This window comes from Pseudomonas sp. FW306-02-D09B, assembly GCF_058782685.1.
Genome location: NZ_JBYSXY010000010.1, coordinates 202,390 through 219,939, shown reverse-complemented (window position 1 = coordinate 219,939; position 17,550 = coordinate 202,390). Strand labels below are relative to the sequence as shown.

Genomic DNA, 17,550 nt, shown 5'->3' with positions numbered 1-17,550 from the left:
CGCAGGCATGACCGTTTTATCGAGTAGAGCTCCGCTCGGCGCGACGACAGGTCGCAGAAGGACCGACGAACGGCAAAGATTACCATTTGCCCGTGACAGAAAAACCAAACTGATATCACCTTTTGTGTGACATCTGTTCCGATCACGCACTAAAAAACCGTTTCACCCATTGACGGGTATTACCCGGACAACCCTTTCACAGGAAACCCTATGCCCATCGTCGTCGAATCGCTGAGCGAACCCAGCTATCAAGATCAGCAGGATCTGCAGAAGATCTACCACGACGCCCCACATTGGCTGCTGGCTCCGTTCAACGATCAGGCGCAACTGATTGAACACAGCCTGCGCGACGGCTCGCTGATCGCCGGACGCTTCAATGACCGACTGCTTGGCGCGGCACGCCTGCACCGGCAACAGGACATCTGGCAGCTATCCCATTTGTGCGTGCGAAAAATCACCCGGCGCCGTGGCGTGGCTGAACGCCTGGTCAGCGAAGCGCAAAAAATGGCCGAGCTCGCGGGGGCCAAATTGCACTTGCAGGCCCCGGCCGGGCACCTCGAAGCCCAGGCACTGGCTGCCAAGCTCAAATTGCCGCTGGATCAGCTCTAGAGCGATCACCGACCAGTCGTCAGTTTCGGGGCGCTATACTCCGTGGCTAAATTTCGACATTGACTCATTACAAGGACTCGCCCATGAAAGCGTTCGGCAAAATCCTGGGTTTGGTACTTCTCGGGTTGTTGCTGATCATTGTGGCGCTGGGCTTTGCCCTGACCCACTTCTTCGATCCCAACGACTACAAAGACGAGATCCGCCAAATTGCCCGCGACAAGGCCCACATCGAGCTGACGCTCAATGGCGATATCGGCTGGAGCCTGTTCCCCTGGCTCGGCCTTGAACTGCACGATGCCGGCGTCGCGACCCTCGCCAACCCGACCCAGCCGTTTGCCGACCTGCAAATGCTTGGCCTGTCTGTGCGGGTGCTGCCGTTGCTGCGCCGTGAAGTGCAGATGAGCGATGTCCGCGTCGAAGGCCTGAACCTGCGCCTCAACCGTGACAAGAATGGCCACGGTAACTGGGAAGACATCGGCAAGGTCCCGCCCGTCGCCGCCAAGGCGGATGCGCCAGCTACCGGCAGCACCAGCGAACCGGTTGCCGAAGTACCCGCCACTGTGGAAAAACCGGCCCAACCGATTCGTCTCGACATCGACAGCCTGACCGTGAACAACGCCCGGGTTGAATACAACGACGAGCAAACCGGCAAGCAATTCAGCGCCGAAAGCATCCAGCTGAGCACCGGCCCGGTGCACGACGCGACCAACATTCAGGTCAAGCTGACCGCGTTCCTGGCCAGCAACCAGCCGGACGTACGGGTGCGCACTGAACTCAATGGCGAGTTGCGTTTCGAACGCGCCCTCCAGCGCTACCAGTTCGAAGACATGAAACTGGCAGGCGAAATCTCCGGCGAACCGCTGCAAGGCAAGATCGTGACCTATGCCGCTCAAGGTCAACTGTTGCTGGATAGAGCAGCGAACGTCGCCGAATGGACCGGCATCAAGATCTCTGCCAACCAGTTGCGTGCGCTTGGCGAGCTGAAAGTCAACAACCTGGACAAAACCCCGCAAATCAGCGGCGGAGTGTCGATTGCGCAATTCGACCTGGCGAAGTTTGTCGACAGCATCGGCCAGAAACTCCCGGCCATGGCCGAGGGCAGCCTGAGCAAAGTCGAACTGGTCAGTCGTCTCGCGGGCACCCCGAGCAGTGTGGTGCTGGACGATCTCAACCTGAAAGTCGACGACAGCAGCTTCAGCGGGCGTATCGCCGTCGAGGATTTCGCCAAGCAATCATTGCGCGTGCAGCTCAAGGGCGACACCTTCAACGCTGATCGCTACCTGCCGCCAAAATCCGCCGAAGCCAACAGCGCTGCAGTGGCTCGTCAGTCGGAAGTCAGCAGCACCGAGACCAACGCGCTGGCCGGCGCTGGCAGCACACCACTGCCGAACGCCCCGACCAAAGGCGCCTGGAGCAGCGACAAACTGATTCCGTCGGAACGCCTGAGCAAGCTTGATCTGGACGCCGACCTGACCTTCGGCCAACTGACCCTCGACAAGCTGTCGATCCAGAACGCCGCGCTGAAAGCCACTGGCCAGGGCGGCCTGCTGACTCTGGAAAACCTGCGTGGCGATCTCTACAACGGCAACTTCGCTGCCAAGGGCACGCTCGATGTTCGTCAGCCCGTGCCGTTGCTGAGCCTGCAAACGCAGATCAGCAAAGTCCCGGTGGAGAACATTCTCGAAAGCCAAGGGAAAAAACCGCCAGTCAAAGGCCTGGTCACGCTCAACAGCAACCTGACCGCCAGCGGCAACAGCCAGAAAGCACTGATCGAAAGCCTCAATGGCACGGCCAGTTTCGTGCTCAATAACGGCGTGCTGCTCAACGCCAACCTTGAGCAACAACTGTGCAAAGGCATCGCCACCCTGAACCACAAAACCCTCAGTGGCGAACCGCATGGCAAGGACACCCCCTTCCAGGAGCTCAAGGGCAACCTGACAGTGCGCAATGGCGTGGCCAGCAATCCGGACCTGAAAGTCCGTATCCCGGGCATGGCCGTCAACGGCAACGGTGATGTCGACCTACGTGTGCTGGGCATGGATTACCGCATCGGCATCATCGTCGAAGGTGACAAGAGCGACATGCCGGACCCGGCCTGTCAGGTCAACGAGCGTTACGCTGGTATCGAGTGGCCATTGCGCTGCCGTGGCCCGCTGGAACTCGGTGCCAAGGCCTGCCGTCTCGACAGCGAGCGTCTCGGCCAGGTTGCGGGCAAGTTGGCGGGCGACAAGCTCGGCGAGAAAATCGATGAGAAACTCGGCGACAAAGTCAGTCCGGAACTGAAAAACGCCCTCAAGGGGTTGTTCAAGCGATGAAAGCCGAGCAGTTCTCAACCGCGGTGCTGGACTGGTACGACCGCCACGGCCGCCACGACCTGCCCTGGCAACAGGGCATCACCCCGTATCGGGTGTGGGTCTCGGAAATCATGTTGCAGCAGACCCAGGTCAGCACCGTGCTGAACTACTTCGACCGGTTCATGGCGTCGCTGCCAACGGTCGAAGCCCTGGCCGCCGCGCCGGAAGATGAAGTGCTGCACCTGTGGACCGGGCTGGGTTACTACACCCGTGCGCGCAACCTGCAGAAAACCGCGAAGATCGTGGTTGCCGAGTACGGCGGCGAGTTTCCTCGGGATGTCGAAAAACTCACTGACTTGCCGGGCATCGGCCTGTCCACCGCGGGCGCCATCGCCAGCCTGAGCATGGGCCTGCGCGCGCCGATCCTCGACGGCAACGTCAAACGGGTGCTCGCACGCTTTACCGCGCAAGAGGGCTACCCCGGCGAACCAAAGGTTGCCAAACAGCTGTGGGCCAACGCTGAGCGCTTCACGCCTTATGATCGGGTCAACGCCTACACCCAGGCGATGATGGACCTGGGCGCTACGCTCTGCACCCGCAGCAAGCCAAGTTGCCTGCTGTGTCCACTGGAAAAGGGCTGCGAAGCGCACATGCTCGGCCTGGAGACCCGCTACCCGATCCCCAAACCGCGTAAAACCGTGCCACAGAAGCGTACGCTGATGCCGATGCTCGCCAACCGCGACGGCGCCATTCTGCTTTATCGGCGCCCTTCCACGGGCTTGTGGGGCGGTTTGTGGAGCCTGCCGGAACTCGACGACCTCGGTGATCTGGAACATCTGGCACTGCAACACTCGCTGGAACTGGGCAAACACGTTGAACTGCCGAGCCTGGTCCACACCTTCAGCCATTTCCAACTGGCTATCGAACCCTGGCTGGTCCAGGTCCAGGAGGCCGGCCATCACGTGGCCGAGGCCGACTGGCTCTGGTATAACCTCGCCACCCCGCCGCGCCTGGGCCTTGCCGCCCCGGTGAAAAAACTGCTGAAGCGCGCGGCCGATGTATTGAACGCAGGAGAGTCGTCATGACCCGCACCATCATGTGCCGCAAGTACAAAGAAGAACTGCCAGGCCTGGAGCGCGCCCCGTTCCCGGGCGCCAAAGGTCAGGACATTTTTGACCACGTCTCGGCCAAGGCCTGGGCCGACTGGCAAAAACACCAGACCCTGCTGATCAACGAAAAACGCCTGAACATGATGAACGCCGAAGACCGTAAATATCTTCAGGGCGAGATGGACAAGTACTTCTCCGGCGAGGAATACGCCAAGGCCGAAGGCTACGTTCCACCCGCCGAGTAATCCCGTAAAAACGGGGGTTGGATCGTAAGCGACGGTAATAATTAAATATTTTTTGAAAACTTGCTTGACGACCCCCTGAAAAACCCGTTTAATGCGCCCCGTTGCCCAGATAGCTCAGTCGGTAGAGCAGGGGATTGAAAATCCCCGTGTCGGCGGTTCGATTCCGTCTCTGGGCACCAAATACCGAAAACCCTGAATCGCAAGATTCAGGGTTTTTTTATGCCCGCAGGAAAATAAGGACGCCCAAAGCGTCCGAAGCCACATCCGAACAACCACAAGGACGCCTCATCAGCATGGACATGCAAACCACTACCAGCCCATCCAAATATCGAAAGCCTCCAGCAGGCAGCTCGCAGTTTCAGGTGCTGGACAATATTTTCGAATTCATCAAAAAACATAACTGGAAACTTTTCCGCATCGCCTCTCTGGCGTTTGGTTTTTTGATCTTCCTGATCTATTTCTGCCAAAACCACTTCTACCCCGATTTCGACCTGTTCAACTTCGTATCGCTTCTGGCCGCGGCAGCACTGCTGGGTAGCTTGATGGTCCTGTTGATTGGCTTTGGTTTTACAGCGCCTGGCTGGATCTGGTCGGAGGCGTTCTTCAGCGACAAACCCGTGCGTGAGGAGCTGAAGTATCGAATTAACGGAAACACTCCCAAAGAGGATTTGGATCGGCGCTTGATCAACCGCTATTTTTTCCTGCCCGGATTCTGCTGCCTCGCCACCTTGTGGGCGGCCATGTATTTTTTTGACGGTGGTACCGCCTACACCATTGGCTTGCTGGCTGGCCCGCTGCTGATCGGTCTTGTGTTCGGTTTTCCTCTGCAAAAGAACTACGAACTACCTCCCTACAGCTGGCTGAAGTTCGCAATCACGACCTTCCTGGCATTTTTCATCGGCAATCTCGTAGCGCTGCTGTCCACACTGGCTATGGCCAAGGGTGTCCCCGAGGTTGTCGAAACCATGGGGGACTATCAGTTCATGGCGCTGTGCTTTTTTTCCTCCCTGTTAATATTTACCGCAATCGGTGCGGTGATCAGAAAAAGCCAACGCTATGTGCTCATCATCAGTCCGCTTCTAGCTATATGCCTGATGCTCTGGACCAACACTTGGAGCGCCCTTCCGGGCAACATCATCAACACATTGGGACTAGGTAATTACCAAGCGGAACAAGTTCTGCTGGGCAGCGACCTCTGCGAAAAATACAAAGCCATCAAGAGCTATGGCATCGACGATGACTGTGCCTTGAACAGTGTCCACGTGACTTGGTCGATGGGAGGCCTCTCCGTCATCAAGTGGCAAATTGCAGATAACGAGATAAAAGTAAAAATCCCCAGCAGCGCAATCCTCTCAACCAAGCTTGCCGCCCCCAAAGCAAAGCCCAATACGTAATCCACCAAGGCCCGCCAACATTGGCGGGGCCTTTTCACTCAAGCACCACAACCCGATCCAATGGTGCCCCGAGCGCCAATTGCTGGCATCCTAGCGCCCATCAAGTCGCCTACTGGCGACACGCCTTTTTAGGGGCTTGCTGCACAGGGGGGATCGTTCTCCAGCCGGGTTACTCCGCTTTACGCCCTCCCCTTGCTGCAGGCCCGTGTCGGTTGTTGCCGGCACTCGTACGCATTGAGAGGAACACCTGTGAACCAGCAAAACCTGGCCGATTTCATCTGGAACGTAGCGGACGTACTGCGCGGCGATTTCAAGCAGTCCGAGTTCGGTCGCATCATCTTGCCGTTTACCGTGTTGCGCCGGCTGGAATGCGTGCTGGAACCGACCCGCGACAAAGTCCGTACGCAGTTCACCGCACTGAAGAACACCAGCGTCGACCTGGACCTGATTCTGCCGGGCATTGCTGAAGCGACCTTTTACAACATCTCGCAATACGAACTGGCCAGTGTCGGTGCCACCAGCACCCGAGCCAACCTGGAAGACTACATCGCCAAGTTCTCGGCCAACGCCCATCAGGTGTTCCAGCACTTCAATTTCAGCGATTGGTTGAACCGTCTCGAAAGCGCGAATCTGCTGTATCTGGTTACTCAAAAATTCGCCAGTATCGACTTGCACCCCAACACCATCAGCAACCATGAAATGGGCTTGGTGTTCGAACACCTGATCCGCAAGTTTGCCGAATCGGCCAACGACACTGCCGGGGAGTTTTTCACCCCACGTGACGTAGTACGGTTGACCACCACGCTGGTGTTTGCTCCGGACCATCAGGCGCTGAATGGCAAAGGCGTGGTACGAACCGTCTATGACTGCGCCGCTGGCACTGGCGGCTTCTTGTCGTCGGCTATCGAGCAGGTTGCCGAGTGGAACCCTAACGCACGACTGATCCCGTACGCCCAGGAACTCAACCCCGAGACCTACGCCATTTCACTGGCGGACAAACTGATCCAGGGCTTCGAGACCAAAAACATCAAGCTCGGTAACACCCTCTCCCACGACCAGCTGCCTCACGAGCAGTTTGATTACTGCCTGGCCAACCCGCCATTCGGCGTGAAGTGGGAGAAAGTCCAAAAGCAGGTCCAGGACGAGCAAAAACACAAGGGCTTCGCCGGGCGTTTTGGCGCAGGCCTGCCGCGTGTGGGTGATGGTTCGCTGTTGTTTCTGATGCACTTGCTGTCCAAACGCAAACCTATCGAGCTGGGCGGTAGCCGGATCGGTATCGTGTTGTCCGGGTCGCCGCTGTTCAACGGTGGTGCCGGTTCCGGTGAGTCGGAGATCCGCCGCTGGATTCTGGAAAACGATTGGCTGGAAGCGATCATCGCCCTGCCTAACGACCTGTTCTACAACACCGGCATTGGCACTTACATCTGGGTGCTGTCCAACCACAAGGACGCGGCACGCAAGAACAAGGTGCAACTGATCGACGCCACCGCCATGCACGCGCCGATGCGCAAGTCCCTGGGCAGCAAACGCAAGCTGCTCTCGGAAGGCCAGATCGCCGACATCGCCCGCCTGCATGACGCCGGCGAAGAGGCGCCCAACAGCAAGATCTTCAACACCACCGACTTCGGCTACCGTCGAATCACCGTCGAGCGCCCACTGCGCCTGCGCTTCAGTGTCACACCCGAGAAGGTCACCGCCTACGCCGACAGCAAAGGCGCCGATTACGTCGATCAATTTGCTGCGGTAGAAGGCAGCTTCGACAACCTGCCAGCCTTCCTCAAGGCTGCGGGTGTGAAAAAGCTCGGCAAAGCAGCACAAAAGGCTCTGTTCAGCTGTTTCGGTGAACGCGACCCAGAAGCCCAGCCAATACTGGACGAAAAAGGCCAACCCCAGGCCGACAGCGACCTGCGTGAAAACGAAAACGTCCCGCTCAACCAGCGCATCGAAGACTACTTTGCCCGCGAAGTACTGCCACATGTACCGGACGCCTGGATCGATACCGGCAAAACCGACTCCAAGGATGGCCGGATCGGCATCGTCGGCTATGAGATCAGCTTTAATCGTTATTTTTACGTCTACCAACCGCCGCGTGCGCTGACTGAGATTGATGCTGAGTTGAAAGCAGTGGAGGCCGAGATTGCCGCTTTACTACGTGAGGTGACAGCGTGAGCCATTACAAGCCTTATCCGGCGTATAAGGATTCTGGGGTGGAGTGGTTAGGGCAAGTACCGGAGCATTGGAAAGTAGTGCCTTGCAGAGTCATTGTTGACGAACAAACGCAAAAAAATGAAGGCAGTGCGATAGAAAACTATCTTTCTTTGATGGCCAATGTCGGAGTAATCCCTTATGAGGAAAAAGGTGACATTGGTAATAAAAAGCCGGATGACTTGAGCAAATGCAAATTGGTTTCGTGTGGAGACCTCGTCATAAACAGCATGAACTATGGAATCGGTTCGTACGGCCTCTCAGCATACAACGGCATCTGTAGCCCGGTGTACATCGTACTGAAGCCGCGCGCAAAGCTTGTTGAAGAGCGCTTCGCACTTCGGATATTTGAAAACAAGCAGTTCCAGCGACATGCGCAGTCATTTGGAACCGGCATACTTGAACATAGAGCGGCTATATCGTGGGATGACCTTAGGGGTATTCACGTATGCCTACCTTCGATTGAAGAGCAAGTTGCACTTCTAGTAATGCTGGACCGCGAAACTGTCCGTATTGACGCGCTGGTAGAGAAGAAAACCCGCTTTATCGAACTGCTGCGCGAAAAGCGCCAGGCACTGATCACCCATGCAGTCACCAGGGGCCTTGACCCGAACGTGAAGATGAAAGATTCCAGCGCGGAGTGGTTGGATGAAGTGCCAGAGCATTGGAACGTGAAGCCACTAAGGCGATTGATACGGAGGCTTGAACAAGGTTGGAGTCCGAACGCCTCCAGTGAGCCTTGTGAGCCAGGAGGTTGGGGCGTGCTCAAGCTAAGCGCCATCAAGCAAGGGTGCTTCTCCCCTGAGCAAAACAAGTCACTTTTGGCAGAGACCCAGCCAGATCAGACACTAGAGACTCAGATCGGAGATCTCCTGCTCACCCGAGCAAATACGCCACAGTTGGTTGGCGACGCATGCGTCGTTCGATCTTTGAAGGGGCGACGTCTAATGCTTTCAGACTTGGTCTACCGAATTTCGTTGATCAAAGGAGCAGATCCGGAGTTTTTCTGCAACCTGCTGATTAGCGGATATGGAAGATCACAGATTGAAGCTGATGCGCGCGGCTCTAGCATGACCATGGCAAAGATTTCTCAAGAACATATCCGGTCATGGCCTGTTCCAGTTCCTCCCTTCGAAGAGCAGAGAGAAATCAGCGCATCTGTAAAGGCTGCTAGAGCACGCTTGGAAGCTCTGATCGCCAAAACCGAACTCAGCCTCGCCCTGTTAAAAGAACGCCGCTCCGCCCTCATCACCGCGGCCGTCACCGGCCAGATTGATCTACGGGAGGCGTCATGAGCCAAGGCCGCAGCATTCGCCTGTTCCTGGTGGACGGCACGCCCACTGGCCTGCTGACGGCCGAAATCATGAATTGGACCGGGCATGCACTGACCGGCCCGCGCAGCAAGCTGGTCGAGTTGATTCAGCGCCCTGAGTGCGCCCGCACCGGCGTGTATTTTTTGATCGGGCCAGACCCGCAAGACAGCCTGCGCACTCAGGTGTATATCGGCGAGTCGGACGATGTGGCGCAGCGGCTCAAGCAACACAACCGGACTGAAGATCAGGGCGGCAAAGATTTCTGGGAACGGGTTTGCCTGGTGACCAGCAAGGACCTGAATCTGACCAAGGCCCACGCCAAGTTCTTGGAGAGTCGGTTAATGAACGTTGCCAGGAACATTGGGCAATGCACTCTCATCAATGGCACCGCCCATGACTACGGCAATCTGCCCGAGTCAGATCGCGCTGATATGGAGTATTTCCTGGAGCAGATCCGTATCGTGTTGCCCGTGTTGGGCTTTGAGTTTTTGCGTGACGTGACCAAACCCTCGCAGATCAGACTGGCGAACGACATTCACCCAATAACCGTCAGTCAGTCGCCAATCTTTGAACTGTCCAAAAAGGGCTCGCCAATCAAGGCCCGTGCACAAGAAATCGATGGCGAGTTCTTTGTTCTCAAGGGTTCTAACGCAAGCGCCAGCTGGACCAGTACCCCTCATTGCTATCAGACACTGCATACCCGTCTTATCGAGGACTCTATATTCCCATTATCCGAAAACGGTTTGCGCGTGTTTGCCGATGATTACGCGTTCAAGAGTCCGAGCGCCGCTGCGGCTGTTATCTTGGGGCGTGCCGCCAGCGGAAGAACAGCTTGGCTGATGGAAAGCACCGGCCAAACCTACGCCGCCTGGCAAGAGCAGCAAGTCGCGGCACTCAAGCCAGCCCAACCTGCCCTGCCTCCTACGGACTAACCCAATGAACGAAGCCGCCCTTCAGCACTATCTGCGCGAGCATTTCCCCAAGGAAAATGCTGCCTGCGAGTGGAAGGAGTTCAAGAACCTCACCCACGCCGTGTCCGGACGCAAAGGCGAGGACATTGCCAGCTACCTGTCAGCCATTTCCAACATGGCGGGCGGACATTTGGTGATTGGGGTAGAGGACGCTTCGTTACGGATTGTCGGCATCGAGAAATTTCACGATTACACGCCGGAAAACATCCGCCAGCGCTTGCTTGGGCGGTGCAGCAATCTGGACTCTGAAGGTTTTCGTATCGAAAGCTTCACCACCAGTGATACCGCTAAAACCGTCTGGGTGTTCCACATCCCCCAACATCGACCTCGACTACCGGTGTATGCCCATGACAAAGCCTGGCAGCGCCTGGACGACGCGCTGATTGAAATGCGTCAGGAGCGGCTGGAAGCCATTCTGAGTGAGCCGGTCGATAACCGTGACTGGTCGGCTGAAACGGTGGCAGGCGCCACACTCGCCGATCTGGATGAGCAGGCACTGATCGTAGCGCGGGAGAAATTCGCCGAGAAATATCGCAATGCCTCGTTCGCGCCGGACATCCCCACATGGGATACCGCGACGTTTCTGGATAAAGCGAAAATCACCATCCAGGGCCAGATAACCCACACTGCGTTGTTATTGCTCGGTAAACCGCAATCCAGCCATTTTCTGCCAACATTGGCACAAATCACCTGGAAGCTGACCGGCGAGGAGCAGGCTTACGAACATTTCGCACCGCCGTTTCTGCTGACTACCACCCAGGTTTTGCACCGCATCCGCAACATCAGCTACAAGCTGTTCCCGCAAAACCAGCTGCTGGCCACGGAAGTCAGTAAATACGACCCCCGCGTCATCCTTGAAGCCCTGCATAACTGCATCGCTCACCAAGACTATCAACTGCGCTCACGGATTATTGTCACTGAACGCGTCGACCGGTTGGTGTTCGAAAACGCCGGAGGTTTCTTCGAGGGCCAGCCTGAGGACTATTTCAGCGGCGAGCAGACTCCAAGTCGCTACCGCAACCCGTGGCTGACCCAGGCCATGGTCAGCCTGAACATGATCGATACTATGGGTTTCGGTATCCGCACCATGACCCTGTCGCAGCGCAGCCGCTATTTTCCGCTACCGGACTACAGTAAATCCGAACCGAACAAAGTGGTGCTGGAGATCTACGGACATGTGATTGACGAAAATTACACGCGTCTGCTGCTTGAACGCGAGGATCTGCCGCTTAACACAGTGATGCTGCTGGACCGGGTTCAGAAGAAACAACCCATCACCGACGCCGCTGCCACAATGCTTCGCAAGCAAGGCCTCATCGAAGGCCGAAAGCCGAATTACTACACCACCGCACAGGTGGCGCAAAGCACCGGCAACAAGAGCGATTACATTCGCAATCGGGCTTTCGACGATGCCTATTACAAACGCCTGATCCTCGACTACCTGAGCCACTACGGCTCAGCCTCCCGAGACGAACTGGTCACGCTGATTCTAGACAAACTTTCAGACGCTTTAGACGAAAAGCAGAAGCAGAACAAATTCCGTAACCTGCTGAATGCTATGTCGACACGCGATAAAACCATTGAAAAATCAGGCAGTTTGCACAAAGGCCGATGGATTTTGAAACCCTCGCGAAACGCCTTTATCTAGACAAACTTTAGTCAAACTCTAGACAAACTCCCCCCGCTCAAACCGGGCTCAATTTAGTTGTGAAGGATCGCACATGTCCCACATCCACCACGAATGTGAACTGGAACGCCATATCATCGAGCAACTGGCCAAGAGCGGCTGGCTGGTCGGGAAATCCAGTGGCTATGACGCCGCGCGGGCGTTGTATCCGGAAGATGTGTTTGATTGGCTGAATGACACCCACCCACAGCAACTGGCAAAGCTGCGCCAGATGCACGGTGAAAGCACCCGCACCGTTCTGCTTGACCGATTGGAGGAACAACTTCAGAAGAACCTCGGCGGCACCATCAACGTGTTGCGCCATGGTTTCCCTGTTCCCGGAGCCGCCATTCTCGCCATGAGTCAGGCACTGCCTGAAGACGCCCGTAACGACACCGTGATTGCGCACTACGCAGCCAATCGCCTGCGAGTGGTTCCACAACTGCGTTACTCCCAGGACAAGACTGACGAAATTGACCTGGTGTTTTTTATCAACGGTTTGCCAGTGGCGACGGTCGAGCTCAAAACCGATTTCACTCAGTCAGTGGAAGCGGCCATGCAGCAGTACTGCCAGGACCGCCCGCCCAAGAGCGTGAAAACCGGTCGGGCCGAACCGCTACTGACATTCCGTCGGGGCGCGGTGGTGCATTTCGCGATGAGTGACAGTGATATCCGCATGACCACACGACTGGCCGGTGACTCGACGTTCTTTCTGCCGTTCAACCGCGGCAATGACGGTGCTGCGGGCAACCCGGCCAACCAAGATGGCAGTTATCCGGTGAGTTACCTGTGGCAACAGGTCCTGCAAAAAGACAACTGGCTGCGGATTTTCCACCGTTTTGTGCTGCTTGAGCGCAAGGAAGTGCAAGACGCCAGGGGCATCGCATCCTTCAAGGAAACACTGATCTTTCCACGCTTTCATCAATGGGAAAGCGTGACTGAGATGCTCAGGAAAGTAGAACACGAAGGTGTAGGCCAACCGTATCTGATCCAGCACAGCGCCGGTTCCGGCAAAACCAACACCATCGCCTGGACCGCTCACTCGCTGATCCGAATCCGTCGTCCGGATGGTGAACCTTACTTTCACAGCGTCCTGGTGATCACTGACCGTCAGGTCCTGGACAAACAGCTGCAAGATGCCATCCAGCAAATCGATCATCAGACCGGGCTGGTGCGGGCCATTGACCGTGAGACGTCGAATCTACCCAAGAGCAAGCAACTGGCAAACGCCATGCTCGAAGGAGCACCGATCATCATCTGTACGCTGCAGACATTCCCCCATGCGCAGACAGCCATTCTCGGCGAACAATCGCTACGTGACCGACGCTTCGCAATCATCATCGACGAAGCCCACAGCTCCACGGGCGGCACCACTGCAGACGATCTGCGTTATGTGCTGACCGGGCAAAGCGAAGAAGAATGGGAACAACTCTCCAAGGAACAACGCTTGTCGGTTTGGCAGTCCTCGCGCCAGAGGCCGGGCAATGCCAGTTATTTTGCATTTACCGCTACCCCCAAACACTCGACGCTGAGTCTTTTTGGGCGCACGCGTTATCCAGAGCAGCCTGTCAGCACCGAGAACCCACCAGTCCCCTTCCACCTGTACACCATGCAGCAGGCGATTGAAGAGGGTTTCATTCTCGATGTCCTGAAGAATTACAGCAGCTACAAAGTCGCTTTCAAAATCGGGGCGGCGTTCATGGATAGCCAGGATGAGCGGGTTGACGAAAAAAGCGCCAATCGAGCATTAGCCAAGTGGTTGTCACTGAACCCGGTCAACGTCGGGCAGAAGGTCGAACTGATCGTTGAACACTTCAAGAAGAACGTCAGCCACCTACTGAATGGCCAAGCCAAGGCGATGATCGTGACGCCTTCTCGCGCTTCGGCAGTCAAGTATCAACTGGCATTGCAGGATTACTGCGAGCGCAACGGATACACCAGCATCAAGTCGATGGTGGCGTTCTCTGGCGATGTGCCTAACCAGGAAGTCAAAGCCGCTGGTTTCAAAGAGGATCACGCCTTTAGCGAAACCAACCTTAACCCGGGACTCAACGGCCGCGACATGCGCAAGGCCTTCGACACACCGGATTACCGAGTGATGATCGTCGCCAACAAGTTCCAGACCGGTTTCGACCAGCCAAAACTGGTCGCCATGTACCTTGATAAAAAGATCTCTGGTGTTGAGGCCGTGCAGACACTGTCCCGCCTGAATCGTACTTATCCTGGCAAAGACAAGACCTTTGTCATTGACTTCGCCAATGAGCCCGAGGAAATCCTCAGCGCTTTCAAGACGTTTTACCGCGATGCACAAGTGGCGGATATTCAAGACCCGAATATCGTCTATGACATCAAGCAGCGTCTGGATGAGATGTTTCTCTATGACAGCTCCGAAGTGATAGCGTTTGGCAGCGCCATTGTTGATCGAAAGGTCACGCATCAAAGGCTTTACGCTCTCACCCAACCAGCAACCGACCGCTTTAACGGTAAACTCAAGCTCCTCAATGACAGCATCGATCAATGGGAAAAAGCCTGGGAAATCGCCAATGAACAGGGTGACGAACAGGACATGCAGAACGCTGACGTACAGCGCGCTGAATTTGCCAAAGAACGTGACGAACTGATGATTTTCAGCGAAAGCCTGACCAAGTTTGTCCGTACCTACGAGTATGTGGCTCAACTGGTAGAGTTTGCCGACCCGTCACTGGAAGCCTTCGCCAGTTTTGCTCGCTTACTGCGCAAGCGGCTTAAAGGTATTGGCTCTGATCAAGTCGACCTAGCCGATCTGACGCTCAGTCATTACAAGATCAATCAGGGTACGACCCTTGGCGGTGTCCTCCCTACGGGGGAGACGCCGGGTCTTTACAGCGTGACTGACAATGGACTTCGAGACGCTCGCGATCGGGAGAAGAAATACCTGTCGGAGTTGATTGAGAAACTCAACGAAGCATTTGGCAAAAACATTACCGACACCGACAAAGTTGCCTTCGCTGTCCACGTATCGGAGAAGCTGCGAGCCGACAGCGTGGTCATGGACCAGGTACAAAACAACACTCGCGAACAGGCCATGAAGGCCGATCTGCCGAGAAAGGCCATCCAGGCCATTGCTGGTGCCATGAGTAGCCATACCAGCATGGCCACACAACTGCTGAGCGATGAAGCCACTCGAGATGTGTTCATAACCGTGCTTTATGAGCTGCTGAGAAAAGACGCTGGGGCAGACTTGATTGAGCAATCCCGTCAGGGATAACAGTTCAACCTTGTGCCCTGATGCGTGGGCCGAACAGCTTTCATGTGGTGTCAACATCACGTGAAAGCCCAACAAAAAACCCGCCTCGTGCGGGTTTTTTGTTGTCTGCGTTTTTTGATTGACCTGCAATCCCTGGAGGTCAGCTTGCATCAGCCCAATGGATGTTCAGCGTACGAACTCCACCACCGCTGAGGTCAATCGTGTGACGTAATTCGCGGCCATTACGCTCCGTCACGACGACGTACTTACCTGCGGGCAACCGAGTCAAAACAATCGGGCCCGCCTGGTCCAGCGACAGCACTTCATGACCTTTCGGCCCCTGAATGGCTACCTTGACGTCAGGCACGTACTCATTGGCAGGTCCGGTGGAAAAAGTCATGTGCAGGTTATAGCCTCCCATCCGTTGAATGGCGCACGATTCATCCTGACCGATACCACCGAACATGAAGTCAACGCCGTTCTGTTGTTGCTGCTCCAGCTGTACGCCCTGCGGGTCAATCGGGTCACGACAGACCTCCGCCTGAACACTGGAAATAGGCAAGCCAGCGAGCCCGAGCAGAGCAACGCCGGATAGCGTGAGTAAACGCAAGGATCTCATGATGACGACTCCCGGACCCGTTACGGGTCCAACGAATGCGATGCCACCCATGAAGCCGATGCCATAAAACGGTGACACCCAGTGCTATCCCCAACATCACTGCCCAAACCGAAAACCGGTTAGAGCACTGCTTACACTTTTATGACTTCCCACCCAGACCCATCGTTTAGATCAATTGGTTGTGAAAGCCGCCGCCGATACGACTCCCGGTTGTCAGCCAGTTCGCCCGCCAAGCCGCTATCGCGGACTACCGAGCAATCGCTCCTTGGGAAATTCGCCGACCTGCGCTTCAATAGCACCCTCCCCTTGCGCCTGAACTAAGGATCGAAGCCCATGGCATCGGCGAACAAGCAGCACAAAAGAACCCAACGCGCGAAAGCCAAGGCCAAACAAAATCGCGTGCAGCGCGCGAGTGCTCCGGTCGAACTGGACCCGAACGATGAGCGTATCGACTTTGAGTCGGTGGACCTGACCGAGCTGTTCATAAAAATGCGCGATGCCGAAAAGACCAGCCAACAAGCGCTGTGCACGGCTTTCCTGGAAGACCCGCTGCTCGAAATCGTGTTTGAACAGGAAGGCGAAGAAGGCGCCACCGACTTCATCCTCGCGGCACTGATCGAGTATCGCCAGTGGTCGACTGAAGCGGACGAAGCCCAAGCCCTGGCCTGGATCGAAAGCCCGCAGTTCCAGGCGGACTACGTGGCCGCCTCCGAGGCGCTGGTGAAGTCGCCACGGTAATTTCTGCGAACCGGAAGAACGGCTGCTATCGGCGATGACAGCGGCCGTTTTTTTGTTATGGCGCCCCATCACCGAAAAATACCAACAGATTGTTCCCCCGCAATATGACGTCTATCGTTGGCAGCAAACCGCGCCCAGGTCTTCATCCAATGACTCTGTCGAACACGCCCTCACTGGCACCGTCGTCACCAGCCCGGATTGAATTGCCGCTGCCAACCACCGGCCCCAGTGAATCATTCAAAGAGCCAGCCGCCGATGGTTTTGTCCTTGGCGGTTTTGCCTGGCGCCATTCCCTTCAAAATACCAATCGCCCGGTGGTGATCATCAACGCGGCAACTTCGGTGCGCTGCCGGCATTACTTTCGATTCGCCGATTACCTGTTTGCCAACGGTTTCGATGTCATGGTTTACGATTACCGCGGCATCGGTGAATCCCGGCCTGACTCGCTGCGCGGATTCAAGGCATCCTGGTCGGACTGGGGCGCGCTGGATTTCGAAGCCATGCTGCAACGGGCGACGCGGGAATTTCCAGGTCAACCGATCGATGTAGTCGCTCATAGCTTCGGTGGCTGCGCGGCAGGGTTGGCCGCTTCCGCAGAAGTGATCCGGCGCCTGGTCACCGTGGGCGCACAGTTCGCTTATTGGCGAGACTACGCGTCAGCCGCCCGCTGGCGGATGTTCATCAAGTGGCATCTGTTCATGCCGCTGATGACGAAGCTCTACGGTTACTTTCCCGGCAAACGTCTCGGCTGGCTCGAAGATACGCCAGCCGGCGTCGTCCACGACTGGAGCACGCCGACCGCCCGTTACGAAGAGCGGCCCAGTGGCCGTGTAATCGCCGCAAAAGCCCAAGGCCTGCCCTTCGCCGCCGTCACCGCACAAACCCTGGCTATCAGCCTTAGCGACGATCCGTACGGGACGATTTCTGCCATCGAGCGCTTGCTCGGCTACTTCAAGGCCAGTTCCAACACGCACCTGCGAATCGCACCAGAAGACATCGGCGAAGTGGAGGTCGGACATTTCGCCTTTTTTCGCAGCCCGTACCAAGCCACACTATGGCCCATTGCGTTGTCCTGGCTACAGAACGGCGAATTGCATCCCGACACGCCAGGACGGTTGGTACCGCGCAGCGTACCCACCTGACTGCGCCCTCCCACACGAA

At 56.4% G+C, this 17,550-nt stretch carries 13 protein-coding genes and 1 tRNA gene; 13 read left to right on the top strand and 1 reads right to left on the bottom strand.

From position 1 onward, the window contains the following. Window positions 1–210 precede the first annotated feature (210 nt). From AC3WK5_RS18305 to AC3WK5_RS18255, 11 genes are all read left to right on the top strand, one after another. Window positions 211–609, top strand: coding sequence for an acetyl-CoA sensor PanZ family protein (locus tag AC3WK5_RS18305; protein WP_103319673.1), 399 nt, complete (start codon window positions 211–213; stop codon window positions 607–609). An 83-nt stretch (window positions 610–692) separates the two neighbouring features. Continuing rightward, complete coding sequence (locus AC3WK5_RS18300) at window positions 693–2,924, top strand: AsmA family protein (RefSeq protein ID WP_103319675.1); 2,232 nt, start codon at window positions 693–695, stop codon at window positions 2,922–2,924. Continuing rightward, window positions 2,921–3,988 (top strand): A/G-specific adenine glycosylase, encoded by a 1,068-nt coding sequence (gene mutY, locus AC3WK5_RS18295; RefSeq protein ID WP_103319677.1) that lies wholly within the window; start codon window positions 2,921–2,923, stop codon window positions 3,986–3,988. The genes AC3WK5_RS18300 and mutY overlap by 4 nt, the downstream gene beginning before the upstream one ends. Continuing rightward, window positions 3,985–4,257 (top strand): oxidative damage protection protein, encoded by a 273-nt coding sequence (locus AC3WK5_RS18290; RefSeq protein WP_054595151.1) that lies wholly within the window; start codon window positions 3,985–3,987, stop codon window positions 4,255–4,257. Before mutY ends, AC3WK5_RS18290 begins: the two co-directional genes overlap by 4 nt. Window positions 4,258–4,360: 103 nt before the next feature. Next, a tRNA-Phe gene (locus AC3WK5_RS18285) sits at window positions 4,361–4,436 on the top strand. Window positions 4,437–4,550: 114 nt separating this feature from the next. Beyond that, a complete protein-coding gene (locus AC3WK5_RS18280; protein WP_103319679.1) occupies window positions 4,551–5,651 on the top strand; it encodes a hypothetical protein in 1,101 nt (366 codons plus the stop codon). A gap of 249 nt (window positions 5,652–5,900) precedes the next feature. Beyond that, window positions 5,901–7,820, top strand: a complete 1,920-nt coding sequence (locus tag AC3WK5_RS18275) for a type I restriction-modification system subunit M (RefSeq protein WP_103319681.1) — start codon at window positions 5,901–5,903, stop codon at window positions 7,818–7,820. Next, complete coding sequence (locus AC3WK5_RS18270) at window positions 7,817–9,151, top strand: restriction endonuclease subunit S (protein ID WP_146039839.1); 1,335 nt, start codon at window positions 7,817–7,819, stop codon at window positions 9,149–9,151. Before AC3WK5_RS18275 ends, AC3WK5_RS18270 begins: the two co-directional genes overlap by 4 nt. Next, a complete protein-coding gene (locus tag AC3WK5_RS18265; protein ID WP_103319685.1) occupies window positions 9,148–10,101 on the top strand; it encodes a GIY-YIG nuclease family protein in 954 nt (317 codons plus the stop codon). The genes AC3WK5_RS18270 and AC3WK5_RS18265 overlap by 4 nt, the downstream gene beginning before the upstream one ends. Before the next feature lie 4 nt (window positions 10,102–10,105). After that, complete coding sequence (locus tag AC3WK5_RS18260) at window positions 10,106–11,788, top strand: DUF8451 domain-containing protein (RefSeq protein ID WP_103319687.1); 1,683 nt, start codon at window positions 10,106–10,108, stop codon at window positions 11,786–11,788. A gap of 73 nt (window positions 11,789–11,861) precedes the next feature. Then, window positions 11,862–15,053, top strand: a complete 3,192-nt coding sequence (locus AC3WK5_RS18255; protein ID WP_103319689.1) for a type I restriction endonuclease subunit R — start codon at window positions 11,862–11,864, stop codon at window positions 15,051–15,053. Between the two features lie 139 nt (window positions 15,054–15,192). Here AC3WK5_RS18255 and AC3WK5_RS18250 read toward each other — a convergent pair whose 3' ends face one another. Next, complete coding sequence (locus tag AC3WK5_RS18250; protein ID WP_177474866.1) at window positions 15,193–15,651, bottom strand: hypothetical protein; 459 nt, start codon at window positions 15,649–15,651, stop codon at window positions 15,193–15,195. 333 nt (window positions 15,652–15,984) lie between these two features. Between AC3WK5_RS18250 and AC3WK5_RS18245 the strand changes: the two genes are divergently transcribed. Together AC3WK5_RS18245 and AC3WK5_RS18240 are read left to right on the top strand one after the other, a co-directional pair. Beyond that, window positions 15,985–16,389 (top strand): hypothetical protein, encoded by a 405-nt coding sequence (locus tag AC3WK5_RS18245; RefSeq protein ID WP_103319692.1) that lies wholly within the window; start codon window positions 15,985–15,987, stop codon window positions 16,387–16,389. A gap of 149 nt (window positions 16,390–16,538) precedes the next feature. Further along, complete coding sequence (locus tag AC3WK5_RS18240) at window positions 16,539–17,531, top strand: alpha/beta hydrolase family protein (protein WP_103319694.1); 993 nt, start codon at window positions 16,539–16,541, stop codon at window positions 17,529–17,531. Window positions 17,532–17,550 lie beyond the last annotated feature (19 nt).

Coding starts and splice junctions, on each gene's coding strand:
- AC3WK5_RS18265 (WP_103319685.1), top strand. CDS start 9,148: ATGAGCCAAGGCCGCAGCATTCGCCTGTTCCTGGTGGACGGCACGCCC.
- AC3WK5_RS18255 (WP_103319689.1), top strand. CDS start 11,862: ATGTCCCACATCCACCACGAATGTGAACTGGAACGCCATATCATCGAG.
- AC3WK5_RS18245 (WP_103319692.1), top strand. CDS start 15,985: ATGGCATCGGCGAACAAGCAGCACAAAAGAACCCAACGCGCGAAAGCC.
- mutY (WP_103319677.1), top strand. CDS start 2,921: ATGAAAGCCGAGCAGTTCTCAACCGCGGTGCTGGACTGGTACGACCGC.
- AC3WK5_RS18300 (WP_103319675.1), top strand. CDS start 693: ATGAAAGCGTTCGGCAAAATCCTGGGTTTGGTACTTCTCGGGTTGTTG.
- AC3WK5_RS18280 (WP_103319679.1), top strand. CDS start 4,551: ATGGACATGCAAACCACTACCAGCCCATCCAAATATCGAAAGCCTCCA.
- AC3WK5_RS18305 (WP_103319673.1), top strand. CDS start 211: ATGCCCATCGTCGTCGAATCGCTGAGCGAACCCAGCTATCAAGATCAG.
- AC3WK5_RS18290 (WP_054595151.1), top strand. CDS start 3,985: ATGACCCGCACCATCATGTGCCGCAAGTACAAAGAAGAACTGCCAGGC.
- AC3WK5_RS18240 (WP_103319694.1), top strand. CDS start 16,539: ATGACTCTGTCGAACACGCCCTCACTGGCACCGTCGTCACCAGCCCGG.
- AC3WK5_RS18260 (WP_103319687.1), top strand. CDS start 10,106: ATGAACGAAGCCGCCCTTCAGCACTATCTGCGCGAGCATTTCCCCAAG.
- AC3WK5_RS18250 (WP_177474866.1), bottom strand. CDS start 15,651: ATGAGATCCTTGCGTTTACTCACGCTATCCGGCGTTGCTCTGCTCGGG.